12 protein-coding genes and 1 rRNA gene are annotated in these 16,338 nt (G+C 64.2%); 8 read left to right on the forward strand and 5 right to left on the reverse strand.

The annotated features are described in order from the left end of the window. Positions 1-191: 191 nt before the first annotated feature. A complete protein-coding gene (gene yfcE, locus F8D48_RS10345; RefSeq protein WP_151431843.1) occupies positions 192-842 on the reverse strand; it encodes a phosphodiesterase in 651 nt (216 codons plus the stop codon). A gap of 405 nt (positions 843-1,247) precedes the next feature. On the opposite strand from yfcE, the gene F8D48_RS10350 reads away from it, so the two are divergent. Further along, complete coding sequence (locus tag F8D48_RS10350; RefSeq protein WP_160324329.1) at positions 1,248-2,597, forward strand: sensor domain-containing diguanylate cyclase; 1,350 nt, start codon at positions 1,248-1,250, stop codon at positions 2,595-2,597. A 114-nt stretch (positions 2,598-2,711) separates the two neighbouring features. On the opposite strand, the gene F8D48_RS10355 is transcribed toward F8D48_RS10350, so the two are convergent. From F8D48_RS10355 to F8D48_RS10370, 4 genes are all read right to left on the reverse strand, one after another. After that, complete coding sequence (locus F8D48_RS10355; protein ID WP_151431848.1) at positions 2,712-3,605, reverse strand: hypothetical protein; 894 nt, start codon at positions 3,603-3,605, stop codon at positions 2,712-2,714. Between the two features lie 240 nt (positions 3,606-3,845). Continuing rightward, on the reverse strand, positions 3,846-4,670 hold the full coding sequence (proC, locus tag F8D48_RS10360; RefSeq protein ID WP_151431850.1) for a pyrroline-5-carboxylate reductase: 825 nt from the start codon (positions 4,668-4,670) through the stop codon (positions 3,846-3,848). Between the two features lie 228 nt (positions 4,671-4,898). Beyond that, complete coding sequence (locus tag F8D48_RS10365; protein WP_151431852.1) at positions 4,899-6,302, reverse strand: APC family permease; 1,404 nt, start codon at positions 6,300-6,302, stop codon at positions 4,899-4,901. 165 nt (positions 6,303-6,467) lie between these two features. After that, positions 6,468-7,373 (reverse strand): acetamidase/formamidase family protein, encoded by a 906-nt coding sequence (locus tag F8D48_RS10370; protein ID WP_151431854.1) that lies wholly within the window; start codon positions 7,371-7,373, stop codon positions 6,468-6,470. A gap of 336 nt (positions 7,374-7,709) precedes the next feature. Between F8D48_RS10370 and F8D48_RS10375 the strand changes: the two genes are divergently transcribed. The 7 genes from F8D48_RS10375 to F8D48_RS10405 form a co-directional block, all read left to right on the forward strand. Continuing rightward, positions 7,710-9,296: an amino acid adenylation domain-containing protein gene (locus F8D48_RS10375; RefSeq protein WP_151431856.1), complete on the forward strand. Its 1,587-nt coding sequence runs from the start codon at positions 7,710-7,712 to the stop codon at positions 9,294-9,296. Then, positions 9,293-10,477, forward strand: coding sequence for a diaminopimelate decarboxylase family protein (locus F8D48_RS10380; RefSeq protein ID WP_151431858.1), 1,185 nt, complete (start codon positions 9,293-9,295; stop codon positions 10,475-10,477). Before F8D48_RS10375 ends, F8D48_RS10380 begins: the two co-directional genes overlap by 4 nt. Before the next feature lie 89 nt (positions 10,478-10,566). Beyond that, positions 10,567-10,812 carry an acyl carrier protein gene (locus F8D48_RS10385; protein WP_135971126.1) on the forward strand — a complete coding sequence of 82 codons (246 nt, stop codon included), beginning with the start codon at positions 10,567-10,569 and terminating at the stop codon, positions 10,810-10,812. 122 nt (positions 10,813-10,934) lie between these two features. Further along, positions 10,935-12,539, forward strand: a complete 1,605-nt coding sequence (locus tag F8D48_RS10390; RefSeq protein ID WP_151431860.1) for an MBOAT family O-acyltransferase — start codon at positions 10,935-10,937, stop codon at positions 12,537-12,539. A 36-nt stretch (positions 12,540-12,575) separates the two neighbouring features. After that, the gene (locus F8D48_RS10395) at positions 12,576-13,757 is read left to right on the forward strand and encodes a hypothetical protein (protein ID WP_151431862.1); all 1,182 of its coding nucleotides are present in this window, start codon (positions 12,576-12,578) and stop codon (positions 13,755-13,757) included. 478 nt (positions 13,758-14,235) lie between these two features. After that, on the forward strand, positions 14,236-15,618 hold the full coding sequence (locus F8D48_RS10400; RefSeq protein ID WP_151431864.1) for an LPXTG cell wall anchor domain-containing protein: 1,383 nt from the start codon (positions 14,236-14,238) through the stop codon (positions 15,616-15,618). Between the two features lie 592 nt (positions 15,619-16,210). Further along, a 16S ribosomal RNA gene (locus F8D48_RS10405) occupies positions 16,211-16,338 on the forward strand; the annotation flags it as partial.

The following is a 16,338-nucleotide window of genomic DNA, read 5'->3' on the forward strand; positions in this document are numbered from 1 at the left end:
AAGAGGGATCACTACACACTTTTGTGCCTATAAGAGAGTTGGACGGAGACAACTCGGAGCCTCAAGAATCGAAGATTCAACTGGGGAAACCTAGGAAAATCTTACACACTTTTGTTCCTATATCCCACAGCGCCCGTCTCTCCGCCAACCCCCGGTCTCCGGGATTGCAGGCTGTGTCGCAAGGGAACGGGCTACAGCATGTGCAGTTTCACGGCGCCGCGCTCGTAGAGCGCGTAGCTGGCAGAGCCGTCCTTTGGGTGGCCGATGCTCCCGGGGTTGACGAAGGTGATGGCGGGGGCCGGGCCATCGCTGCCGCCGCATTCGCCGGTCACTCCGCCCCCGCCACCCTCGCTGTCTCTGCGTCCGTCGTCGGCCGAGTCGCCGGCACGTCTGCTGCCGGGAAAGCTCGCAGCATCGCGCACGAATGCCGGGGCCGCCTGGGGCCCGATGCCCTTTATGTGGCTGTGGCCCGAGAAGACGAAGGACCCGGCCGGCAATCCGGCCACAACCGTGCCCAGATTCAGGTGGCCGTGGGTAAGCAGCAGGGTTGTGCTCTCGTCTACCACCAGGGTGTAATCGCCCAGGCAGGGGAAATCCAGCATCATCTGGTCCACTTCCGCTTCGCAGTTGCCCCGCACGGCGGTGATGCGGTCGGCGTAGCGGTTCAGCAGGCGGGCCACCTCTGCTGGGGCATAGCCGGTAGGCAGGGGGTTGCGCGGGCCGTGGTACAGCAGGTCTCCCAGCAGCAGCAAGCGGTCGGCCCCCTCTTCGCGGAAGCGTTCCATAAGAGCCTCGGCCGCGGGCAGCGCCCCGTGGATATCGGACGCAATCAGATAGCGCATCGTTCCTCCTTCAAGAGAATGCATCCAGTATAGCAGTCCGACTTTCGCCATCACCAGCCACCGCCCCCCCCGTAGATCATCCTGAGGACCGCCGGGGAGCCGGTGCGTGGAATTTTGCGGCGGGCAATGCGCCTTCCTTTGTGAGACAGGTGACAGAAAAATCCCTGCGGAAACCAGTGTGATCAACCGCTGGGATAGAGCGCCTGCCCCCGTGACGCGCCATCCCCATTTGCAGGTCGGTGCTCGGGCTCTGTTCGTTTACAGACGAGTTGCCCCAGCTACAGGGTGTTTGACGGAATGCCGATAACGAACAGAGCCCCCGATGCTATGATCGGGGAAAGAGAAGGAAGGGACGCGAGCTGCCATGGGGCCGCCCGCGCTCCGCCGCGAGGTGGGGAGGCTGTCATGACAGTGTTTCATCGGGTTACGGAGGGCAAGCTCGGCTCTCGCGATGGATGCGTCATCGAAGACGAGGTGTCCCAAGAATTCCTCGACCGCATTCCCGGCGGCCTGTTTCGCTATCGTGCCGACGACGAGGGCGGCACCATCGATTACGTGAGCCGAGACGTGCTGGCCATGTTCGGGTGCGCCACCTACAATGAGTTCCGCGCCATCACGGGCAACACGTTTCTGGGCATGGTGCATCCCGATGACCGCGAGCGTGTGGCGGCTGAGATTGCCGAGCAGATCTCTGCGGGCGACACCGATGCGGTGGCCTATCGCCTGAACCGCCCCGACGGCGAGGTGCGCTGGGTGGACGACCGCGGCCGTTATGTGGTGGACGCCGACGGTGCGGCCTGGTTCTACGTCACCATCATCGACATCACCGAGAAGATGAGCTATCAGCAGCAACTGGAGCGGGCCAATGATCGCGTGGAAATTCTCACGGTGCTCTCCCGCGATGTCATTTTCGACATCGACTGCCAGAATCAGGTCGGCGAGGTCTTCGGCGATTTCGATGCCCGCTTCGGGCGCGCCCCTCAGTCCGCCGATCTCATTCTGCGCAAGCGCTGCGACAAGGAGTGCTCCATCGATTTGGAGGTGCACGACATCGAGCCCATTCGCGCGGTAGTAGAGCGGGGGGACTTCATTGATATGGAAACCTCGCTGCCCAATGTGGAGGGCGATCCCATCTGGTGTCGCTATCAGTCCTTCGTGCTGTTCAACGAGGCCGGCTGCCCCGTGCGCCACGTGGGGCGTTTACTGGACACCCATGAGATGGTCATGCGCGAGGCGAGCCTGCGGAAGAAGGCCGAGCTGGACGGTTTGACCGGGGTGTTCAACCGCGAGGCGGCTATGGCCCGTATCGAGCAGGCCCTTGCCACTGATGAATGCCGGGGCGGGTGCAGCCTGTTTTTGGTGGACGTGGACAACTTCAAGCAGGTGAATGACGGCTTCGGTCATCCCGAGGGGGACCGGGTGCTCCAGGAGATCGCCGCCTTCCTCAGCCGCCACATGCGCAAGGACGACGTGGTTGCCCGCCTCGGCGGCGACGAGTTCGCCATTTTCGCCGGCGGCCTCGGACCGGGGCCGGCCCTCGATCGCGTGCTCGCCCAGCTTTCCGGCGGTATCTACACCCAGGGAGGGCGCCCTGCCGATATGCCCGCCGATCTGCACCCCTCCATCACCATCGGCGCCGTGGCCTGCACGCGCTATCCCGTCACCTTCGACGATCTGTACCAGGTGGCCGACGAGGCCCTCTATGTGGCCAAACGCGCCGGCAAGAGCCAGGCCGCCCTTCGCCGCTTGGATTAGGGGATGCTGCCGCGCTCAGGGCCGATCTCGCCATTCTCCGCAACCAAGAAGCCCCGCCTCTCGGAAATCCAAGAGGCGGGGCTTTGCGGTATCGAGCGATGGAAACGGGAGGGCTTAGCTCACCGTGTAGAAGGCATACTCGGCCTCGCCCTGGGGGAAGGTGGCCTTCAGCTCGTAGAGGAAGCCCGGCTCCATGGAGAATGCTGCGGCCCCATCTTCGCCGAGGGTGCAGGCCACGTTTTCGTCTTGCCCGGTGGGATCGACCGCGGGCGCGTCGGTGGTCGCCAGGGGCCGCCGCTCGATTTCGATGGCCGTGGGATTCACCGAGAAGGCGGCGAAGGCATCGGCGGCCCCGGTAATGCGGGCATCGGCCACGGTTTCGGCCAGCGTGCCGTCGGCATTGAAGGCTTCGGCGCTCACCTCAGCCTCGTCGGTGGTGCCGTCTTGCTGCACCCATTCCCATTCGTAGGCCACCGGGTTCAGCATAACGGCTACCTGAGCGTCGGTGGTCTTGTACTCGAGGTTGCCAACGGGCACCTGGCTCTGATCGGGCGAAGCGAATACGGTGTCTACGATATCGGCGTACTGCTCGGCATCGGCTGGGTTGCCCTGCTCTACGACTTCCACCTTCGTGATGCCGGGGTACTGGCCCGGGTAGCTCTCCAGCATGATGCCGTTGCCCGTGACCTGCACAATGTTGCCGGCGATCAGGTCGTCTTCATCGATGTCTTGGCCATCGTAGATGATGGTGGCGGCGTCCAGGTTGGTGGGAATGTAGGGGGTCTGGGTCTCCTGGTCGACGAACATCACCTCGTTGCCATTGGCGTAAGCCACCATGGCCGTGCTCACTACCTGGCCATCCGGCGCGTTATTGTCGGGCTGGGCGGCGTTCTTGGCCGCGGGAGCCTGGTCGCTCGTGTCACCCTGCACCGCGCAGCCGGCCAGGGCCACGAGCCCCAGGGCCATCACGCTGGCCATCACCACGGCCAGCTTCTTCGATTGCTTCATAGGGTCCGCCTTTCTAAGGGGGTCGAAAACAGTGGGGCTATCATAGCGCGCCGCGGCGCCAGTCCCGAGAAGGGTAGCCAAACCGTAGGAGCCGCTGGGGTGCTGCCGGCTTACCGCCGGGTGCGGGTGCCCAGGAAGGGTGGCTAAACCGTAGGAGCCGTCGGGGGGGAGTGGGCCGGACAGGGGCGCTTGTGCCGCCTCGCCGGTTTTCACGCGCCGCGCGGTGCGCCCCCTGGCCGCCTACAGCGCCCTCGCCTTGGCGACGCAGGCCCCCACGGCCTCCATAGCGGCTGCGCGGAAGGCGCGCTGCTCTAGGGCCTTCACGCCTTCGACGGTGGTACCGCCTGGCGAGCACACCATATCCTTCAGATCGCCGGGATGCCGCCCCGTCTCCAGCACGAGCCGCGCCGATCCCGCTACGGCCGCCGCTGCGAACTCGTAGGCCTGAGCTCGGGGCATGCCGGCTTCCACGGCCCCATCGGCCAGGGCCTCGATGAACATGAACACGAAGGCCGGCGAGCTGCCCGCCACCGCGCTCGCAGCATCCATTAGGCGCTCGGGGATAACGATGGCACGCCCAAAGCTTTCCATGAGCGCGAGGCAGAGAGCCCCGTCGTCCTCGGTGGCGCCCGCTCCCAGGCACACGGCGGTGCAGCCAGCATTCACGAGGGCCGGAGTGTTCGGCATGCAGCGGATAAGCCTCATGGTGTTCTCGTCGCGCCCGAACAGCGCGGCGATGCGTTCAAGCGTGAGTCCCGCCGCAATGGAGATAACGAGCGTGTTCTCGTTCACCGCACCGCGGATCTCGGCGATCACCTCGGGAAAGAACTGCGGCTTCACGGCCAACACGAGCACATCGGCCGCCGCGGCCACCTCGCGGTTGTCGGCGGTCACGGCAATGCCGAACTGCGTTGCCTTCGCTTGTCGTGTGGCCTCGGTCTTGGCCGAGCCGATAAGATCGGCGGCCGTTACCGCTGCCCCGTCGGCGAGTACCGTGCTCTCGCGCAGCAGGCCGCCGATGATGGCTGTGGCCATATTCCCCAGCCCGATAAATCCAATCTTCACAGTGAGCCTCCCTTTTCGCGTCGGAAGACGCCAAACCTCGCGCAAACGCAATTTTTCGCATCACCGAAGTTAAGGCTATGAACAGGGAAAACAAAGCAAATAGCCTGGTCAAGCCAAGGAGAAGAAAAGTGCGTTTGCGCGACATGCGTCCGATGCACAGTATACAAGAAGAGCCCCCGACGCATGCCGGGGGCTCTGGGGCACTGGGGAAGGTGTGCGGTTGGGCGCTTACACGTCCAGGTTCTTAAAGGCGTCGGGTACTTCCTTGAAGCCCTTCGACTTCACTGCGCAAATGATGAAGCCAATGATGAACCAGGTCACGCCGAGAGCGTAGGTCATCACGTCGAAGCCGGTGAACACGTAGCCCAGAATGAGGATACCGAGCCAGGGGCAGATGAGGTACTTCACGATGTTGCCGAAGGAGTAGCGCTTCTTCTCCTTAATGAAGAAGTACCAGAACACGGCGAAGTTCAGCATGATGAAGGAGGCCAGGGCGCCGAAGTTCACCAGGGTGGCCAGGTCGGCCATGGTGAGGACAAGCGACAGCACGAGCGCCACAGCGCCGATGAAGATGGCACCCACCCAGGGGGTCTGGTACTTGGGGTGCACCTTGCCGAAGATGCGGGGGATGACAGCGTCGCGACCCATGGAGTACAGCAGGCGCGAGGCGGCTAGCTGGGCGTTCATGATGTTGGCGATGCCGATGGCCACGATGTTGATGATGAGCATGATGTTCATGAACAGGTCGCCGCCGATCATCTGGCAGCCGTAGAACCAGGCGTTCTCGGCGTGCTCGGGGCTCCAGCTCTGCCAATCGGGCTGCACCAGGGAGGCGATGTAGGTCTGGGCCACGAAGCACACGATGATGATGCCGAGCGCGATCAGAATGCCGCGGCCGATGTTCTTCTGGGGCTCGTTGGTTTCCTCGGCCAGGGTGGAGATGCCGTCGAAGCCGAGGAAGTTCAGGGCCGCGATGGAGATGCCGGCGGCCAAGAAGTGCGCGTCGACCTTGCCAGGCTGCCACAGCGGATCGGCGTTGAACTCGCCGGCACCGCCGCCGCCCATGATGAAGTTGCAGCCGAGGGCGATAAACGCGATAACGGCCAGAATCTCAACGGCGAAGATGACGAAGTCGATGCCGCGGGTCATGGAGATGCCGCGGATGTTCACGAAGGTGTTGAAGGCCACGAACACGATGACCCACAGGTACCAGGGGCTGCCCGGTACGAGCATGGTGCCCCAGTTGGCCACCAAGACGTACAGCAGCGCCGGGGTGATGCAGTAGTCCAGCAGGATGAGCCAGCCGGAAATGAAGCCCACGTGGGGGTTGATGCCGCGCTGCACATAGGAGTACACCGAACCGGCAATGGGGAACTTGTTGCTCATGCGCACGTAGCTCAGCGCCGTGAAGAAGATGGCGATGAAGCCCACGATGTACACGAGGGTGGACATGCCCAGGGCGTCCTGCTGGACGAGGCCCCAGATGGAATGCGGCGCGATGATGACCATGAACAGCACGCCGTACAGCACGACGTCCCACAGGCCCATGCCGCGGCGCAGCTCCTGCTTGTAGCCGAACTGCTCAAGGGACGAGTTGTCCGTCGAGCCCGGCGTTTGGATGGGTTTCGACATAGAGTCTCCTTCCTTCCCTTCCAGATCCTTCTCTTTCCTCAACCGGGCGGCCCCTACGTTCTCCCAAGCAGGGGTCGCCCGATTTCCCCAATGCGCCCGAAGCGCGGCGATAGCTTACCATTCCGCGCATCTTTTGAGCACAAGAACGAAACGAGAATCTGCCCCCTAGCCCACCAGCGGCGGGAACTGCGGCAGCTTCGGCGTACCGATGCGCAGGGACAGCTGCACCTCGCAGGGCTTGCAGCCCTGGCTGATCTCCACGTCGGATTGCACCGACATGTACATATAAGTGTCGATGGCGTCCCAGCCGGTAATGGCCATGAGCAGCCGCTGCATTTCCTTGGAGGCGCACACGAGGGCCTCGTTGTACTCCTGGGCGCTCGCGTTCACGTACCAGCGGCCAGCCGGCCCGAAAGTTTCCAGTACGGGCCAGTGGAGCTCGAAGTTCTTCAGCACGGACACGCGCACAGTGATTTCGGCGGCAATCTCGATGCCGGTGCCGCACAGCTCGGCGTCGCCCATGGTGGCGTGCACGTCGCCCATCTGCAGCAGGGCGCCCGGCACGCGCACGGGGAAGTACAGGCGGGTGCCCTTGGTGATGAGCTTGTTGTCCATGTTGCCGCCGTAGTTGCCCACGAAGCCGTCGGCTGGCGCCCCCTCGGCCGGAGCGGTGCCGATCACGCCGATCATGGGGTTGATGGGGAAGCGCACGCCGTTGAAATCGGCCATGCCGTCTTCGATCTTGATTTTCTTCGTGCGGTACTCGGTGCCCTCGAACAGCGGGCCGCAGTGGTCGTCGGTGGCAATGGTGCCCTCGTCGGCCACCTGGATGTCGTAAATGTCCACCACGAGCACGTCGCCCACCTCGGCACCCTCCACGTACACCGGGCCGGCGGCGGGGTTGGTGATGTTGTAGGAGAAGTCCATGTCGCGCATGGTGACGGTCTCGTCGGTGAGGCGCCCCGAGAAGCAGTCGAGGCTCTTGAACACCATGACCTCGCCGGGACGCGCGGTATAGCAGGGCGCGTTGTCCTTGGAGAAGGCGTATACCCTATCTTCGATAATCTGCATGGAAACCCCCTTCGGGCCAGGGCGCGGAACGAGCGGCCGCGTCCGCGAATACGTTGCTGCAACTATGATACTCTCTCTTAGCTTTCTATGGCACGACGGCAGTCCGCTTTTTTGCTCTAGTGCGCTAAAGTAGAGAAGGGGCGTGGCCGATAGACGAGAGCCGACGGCGCCTTGTCGGGCCCGGCTCTCGCGCCGCCATCGGTGCGATTTCTGCCGTAAAAGCAGCCAATTATCACGCCGTTGGCAAAATCTTAAGAATTTCATGGGGGAATCTTTACAACTTAAGGGGCGCGTTCGCCTAGAATGAAAAGACTAGCCCCTATGGAAGGAAGGCCCATGCCCCTGCGTCGGAGCGTGCTCTCATACTTGGAAGACGATGCCGCCCGCTTCCCCGATCGCCTCGCCGTCATCGACGAGCACGGCAGCTGCACCTACGAGGTGCTACGCCATCGGGCCCAGCGGGCCGGCAGCGCCCTGGCGGCCCACGAGGCCAATCATCGGGCCGTTGTCGTCTACATGGAGAAGGGCATCGACGCCCTCAGCACCATGTTCGGCGCTCTTTACGCCGGCGGGTTCTACGTGCCGGTAGATCCGCAGGTGCCGGCCGACCGCCTGGCCCGCATCGCCGGCGCCCTGGGCAACCCCCTCGTCGTGGCCGACGGCGATCGCGCCGCCGCTGCGGCCGCGGCCCTTCCCGCCGAGGGAGAGCTGCTGGTCGCTGCCGATGTGCTGGAGGCTCCTCTCGACGAGGCCGCCCTCGTGGCCAGCCGCCGCGGCCTCACCGATTCCGACCCGGCCTACGTGCTGTTCACCTCTGGCTCCACGGGCACGCCCAAGGGCGTGGCCGTGAGCCACCGAGCCATTACCGACTTCATCGGCGACTTCACCCGGCTGTTCGGCTTCCGCGGCGATGACCGCATCGCCAACCAGGCTCCCTTCGATTTCGATGTGTCCGTCAAGGACATCTATGGGGCCCTGGCCAGCGGTTGTACCCTCGTGGTGGTGCCCCGCCCCCTGTTCTCGCAACCCGCGGCCCTTGTGGATTACTTGGAAGAGCAGCGGGTCACGGTGATGACCTGGGCGGTAGCGGCTCTGTGCCTCATCACGAGCCTCCACGGGCTGGATGGCAAGACCCTCTCGGCCGTGCGCCGGGTCCTGTTCAGCGGCGAGGTCATGCCCGCCGAGCACCTGCGCACCTGGATGGAGCATCTGCCCGAGGCCAGTTTCGCCAATCTCTACGGGCCCACCGAGGTCACCTGCAACTGCCTCTATCACGTCATCGAGCGCGACCGCGACTACGGCGAGGGCATCCCGTTGGGGGTGGCCTTCCCCAATCGCGAGGTGCTGCTGGTTGATGGCGAGGGGCGCCCGGTCACCGAGCCAGGCACGGTGGGGGAGCTCATGGTGCGCGGCGTGTCCCTCGCCCTCGGTTATGTGGGCGATCCCGAACGCACGGCGCTCTCCTTCACCCAGAACCCGCTGCACAACCATTTTCCCGACCGGGTGTACCGCACCGGCGACCTGGCCGCTTTCAACGAGACGGGCGAGCTGTTCTACCGCGGCCGCAAGGACAATCAGATCAAGCACCAGGGTCATCGGGTTGAACTGGAGGAAGTGGATGCCGCTATCGAGGGCGTCCAGGGCGTCCAGCGCTGCCGTTGCGCCTACGACAAAGAGCGCAAGCGCCTCATCGCCTTTTACGAGGGCACGGCAGAGGCGGCCGCTGTGCGGGCCGAAGCCCACGAGAAGCTACCGCCCTTCATGATTCCCACTCAGATCGTCGCGGTGGAATCTATGCCCCTCACCAAAAACGGGAAGGTGGATCGGGCGGCCCTCCTGGAACAGAGCCGCGCCGCCGCCCGTGCCCGCCGCGCCCGCCGCAACCCCGGGCTCTCGAAGGCCCGCAACGAAGGAGAACGATGAACGACGAGAACCTCATAGCGGCCGCCGACGCCTTCGGCACGCCGCTGTATGTCTTCGACGAGGCGTCCCTGCGCGATCGGGTGGCGCTGCTGGAGGAAACTCTGCCCGCCCGCGCGGCGCTCTGCTTTGCCGTGAAGGCGAATCCCTTGGCTATTCCCCTTATCAGCCCCTACGTGCACCGCTTCGAGGTGTGCTCCCCCGGTGAGCTGCGCATCTGCCAGAACGTCGGCGTCGATCCGGCCGAGATCGTCCTGTCCGGTGTGGCCAAGGACGAGGACCTCATTCGCGGTCTGCTGGATGCCGGCGCCGCGGTGCACCGCTATACGGTGGAATCGCGGCGCCAGTTCGACCTGCTGCTGGCCCTGGCCCGCGAGTATGGCCGGCCCCTTCCCCTGCTGCTGCGCCTCACCTGCGGCAGCCAGTTCGGCATGGACGAGGCCGACATTCGCGCCATCATTGCCGAGCACGGCACCGACCCGGCGGTGGATATCTGGGGCATTCAGCAGTTCTCCGGCACCCAGAAGACCTCCCTGCGCCGGGTCCAGCGCGAACTGGCCAAGGCCGATGAGCTCATGGCCGCCCTGGCCGCCGACTACGGCTTTACCGTGCGCGAGTTCGAGTATGGCCCGGGCCTGCCGGCCGATTACTTCTCGGAGGAAGATCCCACTGCCACCCGCGAGCACCTGGAGGGTGTGGGCTCTCTGCTGGACGCCATGGCCTTCGACGGGCCTCTCACTCTGGAAATCGGCCGCGGCCTCACGGCCTGGTGCGGCACCTACCTCACCCGCGTGGTGGATGCGAAGACGAACCAGGGGGTGAACTACGCCATTGTGGATGGAGGCATCCACCATATCACCTACTACGGCGGTGGCCTCGGCTTGAAGGCTTGGCCCTGCCGTCAGCTGGCCGCTCCCGAGGGCGCCCCCGTGGAGGAGTGGACGCTCTGCGGCTCGCTGTGCACCACCAACGACATCCTCATGAAGGCCATGACCGTGGCCGGCTTGGAGGTTGGTACGCTGTTCGCCTTCGACAAGGCCGGCGCCTATTGCATGACCGAGGGCGTGTCGCTGCTGCTGTCCCGCGATCTGCCGGCTGTGGCCTTCGCCGATGGGGACGGAAACCTGACCCTGGTGCGCGGGCCTGTGCGCACCGACCCTCTGAACACGCCGTCGATGCCCTAACGGAAGCCCCGCGGCAGGGCATCGGCCAGCGTATTGCCTCTTTGCCCCACCGCCCGAGCATAGAAGCCCCCCAAAGAAAGGATAGGAACATGGAAGAGCGCGAGACTATTTTGGAGATTCTGGATGAGCTGGCTCCCGGTGCCGACTTCGAGGGCTGCACCACCCTCGTGGACGACCGTGTCCTGGACTCTCTCACCATCGTGGCCCTCGTGGCCGAGCTGGAGGACGCCTTCGACATCACCATCCCCGCCGTGGAAGTGGTGGTGGAGAACTTCAACTCCGTGGACGGCCTCACTGCCATGGTGAAGCGCCTGGTGGAGGACCAGCTCGACTAGCGCTCTCCCACCCCTCCGGCTGGAGGAGCCCGCGCCCTCCGGCCGGCGAGCACGGCGGGGAGCGAGTGCTCCTCGCCGTGCCGCCCTGTGGTTTCCGTGCCCGGCCCGACCCCGAAAGACCCATGACCTCATATTTCTCCTTCATATTTTTGGCGGCGTTCCTCCCGACCGCCGTGGCTGTGTACGCCATTGCGCCCCGCCGCGCACGCTGGGCCGTTCTGCTTGTGGCCAGCTACCTGTTCTTCTTCTGGCTCTCCCGCGAGCTCATCCTGGCGCTGTGGGTGTCCACTCTGGCCATCTACGGCACGGGCCTCGGTCTCGGCGCCCTCATCCGCCAGCGCGATAGCGCCGTGAAGGCGGCGAAATCGGGCAAGCGCGAGATACGCGCCCGCTTCGCTCGCAAGATGAAGATCGTCATGGCTGCGGGACTGCTGGTGAACTTCGGCCTTCTGGCGGCCTTCAAGTACCTGCACTTCTTCGCGTCGGTCATCGACGGGGCCCTCGGCTTGGTGGGCATCACCCTGAACACGGAGCTGCCGGTGTGGGCCGCCCCCATCGGCATCTCGTTCTACACCCTCATGGCCGGCTCCTACCTCATCGACGTGTACCGCGGCACCGTGGCGGCCGACCGCAACCTCGGTCGTGTGGCACTCTTCCTCGGGTTCTTTCCCCAAATCATGGAGGGTCCCATCAGCCGCTATGGCCAAACAGCCGATCAACTCATGGCGGGGCACCCCGTCACACGGGCGAACCTCTATGCTGGTACCCTGCGCATGCTGTGGGGTTTGGGGAAGAAGATGATCGTCGCCGATAGGCTGAACGCCTTCGTCAAGCCGGTCTTCGCCGACTATACCGCCTACGACGGCGGCATCATCGCCCTGGGCGCGGTGCTCTACACGGTACAGCTGTACTGCGATTTCTCCGGCACCATGGACGTCGCCCTCGGCATGGGCCGCATTTTCGGCGTCTCTTTGCCCGAGAATTTCCGCCAGCCCTTCTTCTCTCGCACAGCCGCTGGGTTCTGGCAACGCTGGCACATCACCCTGGGAACGTGGCTGCGCGACTACATTTACTATCCGGTGTCGCTGTCGAAGCCGCTCAAGAAGCTCACGAGCAAGGCGCGCAAGCGCTTCGGGAACCGCTACGGCCCGCTGCTGGCCTCGTCGGCGGCCCTGTTCTGCGTCTGGTTCGGCAACGGTCTGTGGCATGGAGCCGGCAGCCAGTATATCTTCTTCGGCCTGTACTACTTTGTACTCATTGTGGCCGGAAGCCTCATCGAGCCCACGGCGGTGAAGGTGGCCGAGCGCCTGCGCATCAGCCGGGAATCGGCGGGATATCGGGCATTCCAGATCGCCCGCACCCTCGTTATCATCGTTGTGGGCGAGCTGTTCTTCCGGGCCGAGGGCCTCGATGCGGGCCTGGCCATGTTCGGCGCCATGGTCTGCGACTTCAACGGCGCTTCTCTGGTGGACGGGTCCATTTTTGGAGTTGGTGCGGCGGGTATCGGTTTGGACGGCCACGACCTGGCCATTGTGCTAGCATGGGTCGCCCTCATGCTGGTGGTGGGGCTCATCCGCGAACGCGGGGTGTCCATCACCGAGCGTGTGGCCGCCTGGCCCCTGCCCGCCCGCTGGGCCCTCTGGTACACCCTGTTCCTGGCCGTCATCATCTTCGGTGCCTATGGCACCGCCTATGCGCCGGTCGATCCTATGTATGCCCAGTTCTAGTCCGATAACGCACCCCATACGCCCAAAGGAATCCCGTTGAACGAAGAGAAGCCCACAACGAAACCGGAAAACACCGCCGCAGCCCCGGGCGCCATCGCGCCGGACATGGCCGCCGCCTCCACCGATCCCGGCGAGCCCGTCACTCCCGAAGGGACTCCGCTCCACGGGGCGGCCCGCCTGCGGGCCCTTGGAAAGAGCCTGCTCGTGGCCATCGCGTTCGTGCTCGTGGGCCTGCTCGTTCTCTATGGCGCTTCCCGTATCTTCGAACCCAAGAGCAACGGCAACGTCGGTGGAGTGCACGCGGCCCATGTGGCGGCCAACGGCTTCCTCGGCGAACCGAAAAACAGCCTCGACGCCCTGTTCATCGGCGATTCTGAAACCTACAGCGCCGTGTCCCCCGTGGAAATCTGGAAGGCCGGCGGCGCTGCTACCTACACCTGCGCCATCGGCGGTCAGAACCTTACCTACAGCCGCACGCTCCTGGAGCGCGCCCTCAAGGTTCAAAAGCCCCGCGTCGTCATGATCGAGGGCAACTCCCTGTTCAAGCCCTTCGACGAGAACAAGCTGCTCAAGAGCACCATCAAGGATATGTTCCCCATCTTCGAGCGCCATGATCGCTGGAAGGCCCTCACGCTGCGCGATTTCTTCGGCTCCGCGGAGAACGACTACGTTGACGACATGAAGGGCTTCCGCATGAAATGGGGCGTTCGCCCCGCCGACGACTCGGCCTATATGGAGCCCACCGACAACGTGGCCGAAGTGCCCGAGCTCACCAAATCGGTGTTGGCCGAGATGCGCGACATGTGCCGCGCCGCCGGCAGCGAGCTCGTCATCGTCAGCACGCCGAGCACCAAGTGCTGGTACACCTCCCGCCACAACGGCGCCCAGGCCGCCGCCGACGAGCTGGGTATCGAATTTATCGACCTGAACACCGGCGACGATGCCGTGGCCATCGACTGGGATACCGATACGCGCGATTGGGGCGATCACCTGAATTACGCCGGCGCCGTGAAGACCTCCCAGGCCCTCGCCCATATCCTGAGCGAGCGCTACGGCGTTCCCGATCATCGCGACGATCCCGCCTATGCTGCGGAATGGAATCGAGCCGTGCGCCACCACGATCGGCTCGTGGAAAAGGGCTCCGCCATGGCCGTGGTGGGCAAGCCCGGCGATGCCATCACCATCATGGAGTTGCCGCCGCTTTATAACCCGGCCTAAGAGCTCTCGCTCATCGCGGCGCGGCTACTCACCCGCGCTTGCCCTGGCAGCCCTGCCCCCGCGCCTCTGTTGTCTCCGCGCAGCGGGGTCTCGCCATTGCGCCCGCAGACCCCGTGACCCTCGCTTTGCTGCGGGCCACCCGGCCACCGCAAGCGCCCGCAGGCCGTCCGACCGCCGCAACCGCCCGCAGAGCCCACGATCCTCGCTTTGCTGCGGGCCGCCCGGCCATCACAAGCGCCCGCCGCTCAAAGATGACCAATCAACTTTTGTTTATTTACCTGGTGAAACGAATGTGAAAGAGCCATGGGAAACCAGGGGTTTCGGCCTCCTGTTGACGGTGCCGGCTTGTCTCGATCCCACCCCTTTGGTACAACATGCATCCCCGAAATCTAGTAAGTTACTAGACTTATAGCTATCGAGAAGCGGGATGCTGTCCCAGGGGGTAAGGCGGCCTCCTGCGTGAAACGGAGTACCATTCGTGAACAAGAACAGCATCGGACTGCGCCGTCCGTGGAGCCGCGCCCTTCTCGCCGGCCTTCTCGCCGGCTCACTTGCCTTCTCTCCGCTGGCGGCTTTCGCCATCGATGAAGCTTCGGATTCTGTGGAACCGACCGTTGAGGCTTTCACGGAACCCGCTGATGATGTCTCAGCAGCAGAGGTAGTGGAAGATGCCGACAGCTCCTCTCCTGCCGAAGAGCTTCCGGTTCCTTCGGAGGAAGAGCTGGCGGCTCAGGAGCCTTCCGCTCCCACCGACGATGGGGCCGACGAAGCCTCCCCGACAAACGAGGCTGTTCCCGTCGAAGACCCCAGTCCCTCCCCGGCCCCCTCGATGGAGCCCTCTGCCAGTGGACTTTCCGTCGATCGGCCTTCTGCCGCCCTGGCCGCCGAGACCACAGTGACGGTGTACTACTGCGAGATGGTTTACTACGACGACCCCTCTTTCAACGATCCCACGGGCTTTCGCTTGCTGGGCTCTCACACCTACGATGGCGTAACCGTGGGTGAGGAGATCGATCCTTGGGATTACGTGCGGGACATCCCAGACTACGTTTTCTTCGATGGTTGGGCGACGGACCCCATCGCCAGCGCCGATCCCGAGCAGAATACGGTGCAGCTGAACTACTTCCGCGCCAAGAGCCCTTGCACCGTGAACTATTATTCCATCAGCGATGGCGATGCCTTCGCCGATGATCCGGGCATCGACACGGTGATAAGCGAGGTCAACGGTCAGACCGTCCGCTTCGATCGCATGGGCACCTACGAGATCGAAAGCCAGCCCCTCGGCACCGAAATCGACTCCGCTCTTCTGGCCGTTCCCGTGGACAATATGGCCTATGTGGATGCCGACAAGGAAAGCGTTATCGTGGCCGGTGCCGTTGCCAGCAATGAGCTCAACCTCTTCTACACGCCGGTGCCGGCTGCGGCGCCCGATGATGCTCCCGAAGCTGGAGCGCCCGAGCCTACGCCCCCGGCCCCGCCCGCTCCCTCCGAGCCCGAGGGCGACAATGTTGAGGGCGGTAATGGCAATGGGGGGTCCGACCTCCCGGAGGTCGATGGCAATCTCGGCAATGTCGGAGTGAGCGGTGCCACCGGCAACGAGGAAAGCGACGATTCCGCAGTCCAAGAGAGCGGCATCGCCGCGCGGCCCGGGTCCTCCGGACAGGGCGCTGACGGCAAGCCTGCCTCCAAGTCGACAGGTGCCACGGTCGTGGAGGACGGTGACAGCTCTCGCGATGCCTCGGGCTCTGCCGACCGGCTGCCCCAGACTGGCGATAGCCTCGTGCTCGCCGTGGGGATTCTCTCCGTTGCGGCCGCCGCTGCGGGCGTGGCCTTCATCGCCCGTCGTCGCTGCCAGCATTAGGAGCGTCTTGCTCATCCCTACTTATATATAGCTAGTCCCTTGCATAAGTAGTTGCAGAGATCGCTTCAGATCAGACGGTGCTCCGGGAGCCCTCCGCCAGGAGGGCTCCCTGCCTAGAGTGCCCAAGGGGGCCGGCGATCCAGTGCCTCCGGCCGCCCGCGGCGCCCCTCGGCCCCGCGCGTCCCGGGGGCGATTCCCAAAAAAAGCCGAAAATTCCCCCTTGCGCTTTCCCGGGGGGCGTGTATTATAGACAAGTTGCCTTTCCCGGAGGCGGGGAGGTAGCGCTGGGCCGGTCCCGGCTCCCGGCGGCGGGGGAGCGGAGTTGTAAAGATTTCGTGACCGCGTTGACAAGACCGGAGCCGACCTGTAAAGTACTTCCTTGCGCCGCTCGCGAGAGACGGCGGCGGGCGAGGCCCGCGGAACCTTGACAACCGGATACTGAGGATGGAGCCCGAGACGAGTTCTCGGGCGTCAGACGGACATTCGAAGCGAGAAGCTTTACCAATTTCCCCGTCGGGGCGGCAAGCCCCGCGGAGAGTTTTCAAACAGAATCGAAACTCACACGATCTGTCGCGGCCCTCGGGCCGCACTTTGAACGGAGAGTTTGATCCTGGCTCAGGATGAACGCTGGCGGCGTGCTTAACACATGCAAGTCGAACGATTAAACCGCCCTCGGGCGGACATAGAGTGGCGAACGGGTGAGTAACACGTGACCAACCT

Source organism: Adlercreutzia muris, assembly GCF_008831045.1.
GTDB classification, from domain to species: domain Bacteria; phylum Actinomycetota; class Coriobacteriia; order Coriobacteriales; family Eggerthellaceae; genus Adlercreutzia; species Adlercreutzia muris.

Coding starts and splice junctions, on each gene's coding strand:
- yfcE (WP_151431843.1), bottom strand. CDS start 842: ATGCGCTATCTGATTGCGTCCGATATCCACGGGGCGCTGCCCGCGGCC.
- F8D48_RS10350 (WP_160324329.1), top strand. CDS start 1,248: ATGACAGTGTTTCATCGGGTTACGGAGGGCAAGCTCGGCTCTCGCGAT.
- F8D48_RS10355 (WP_151431848.1), bottom strand. CDS start 3,605: ATGAAGCAATCGAAGAAGCTGGCCGTGGTGATGGCCAGCGTGATGGCC.
- F8D48_RS10365 (WP_151431852.1), bottom strand. CDS start 6,302: ATGTCGAAACCCATCCAAACGCCGGGCTCGACGGACAACTCGTCCCTT.
- F8D48_RS10370 (WP_151431854.1), bottom strand. CDS start 7,373: ATGCAGATTATCGAAGATAGGGTATACGCCTTCTCCAAGGACAACGCG.
- F8D48_RS10375 (WP_151431856.1), top strand. CDS start 7,710: ATGCCCCTGCGTCGGAGCGTGCTCTCATACTTGGAAGACGATGCCGCC.
- F8D48_RS10380 (WP_151431858.1), top strand. CDS start 9,293: ATGAACGACGAGAACCTCATAGCGGCCGCCGACGCCTTCGGCACGCCG.
- F8D48_RS10385 (WP_135971126.1), top strand. CDS start 10,567: ATGGAAGAGCGCGAGACTATTTTGGAGATTCTGGATGAGCTGGCTCCC.
- F8D48_RS10390 (WP_151431860.1), top strand. CDS start 10,935: ATGACCTCATATTTCTCCTTCATATTTTTGGCGGCGTTCCTCCCGACC.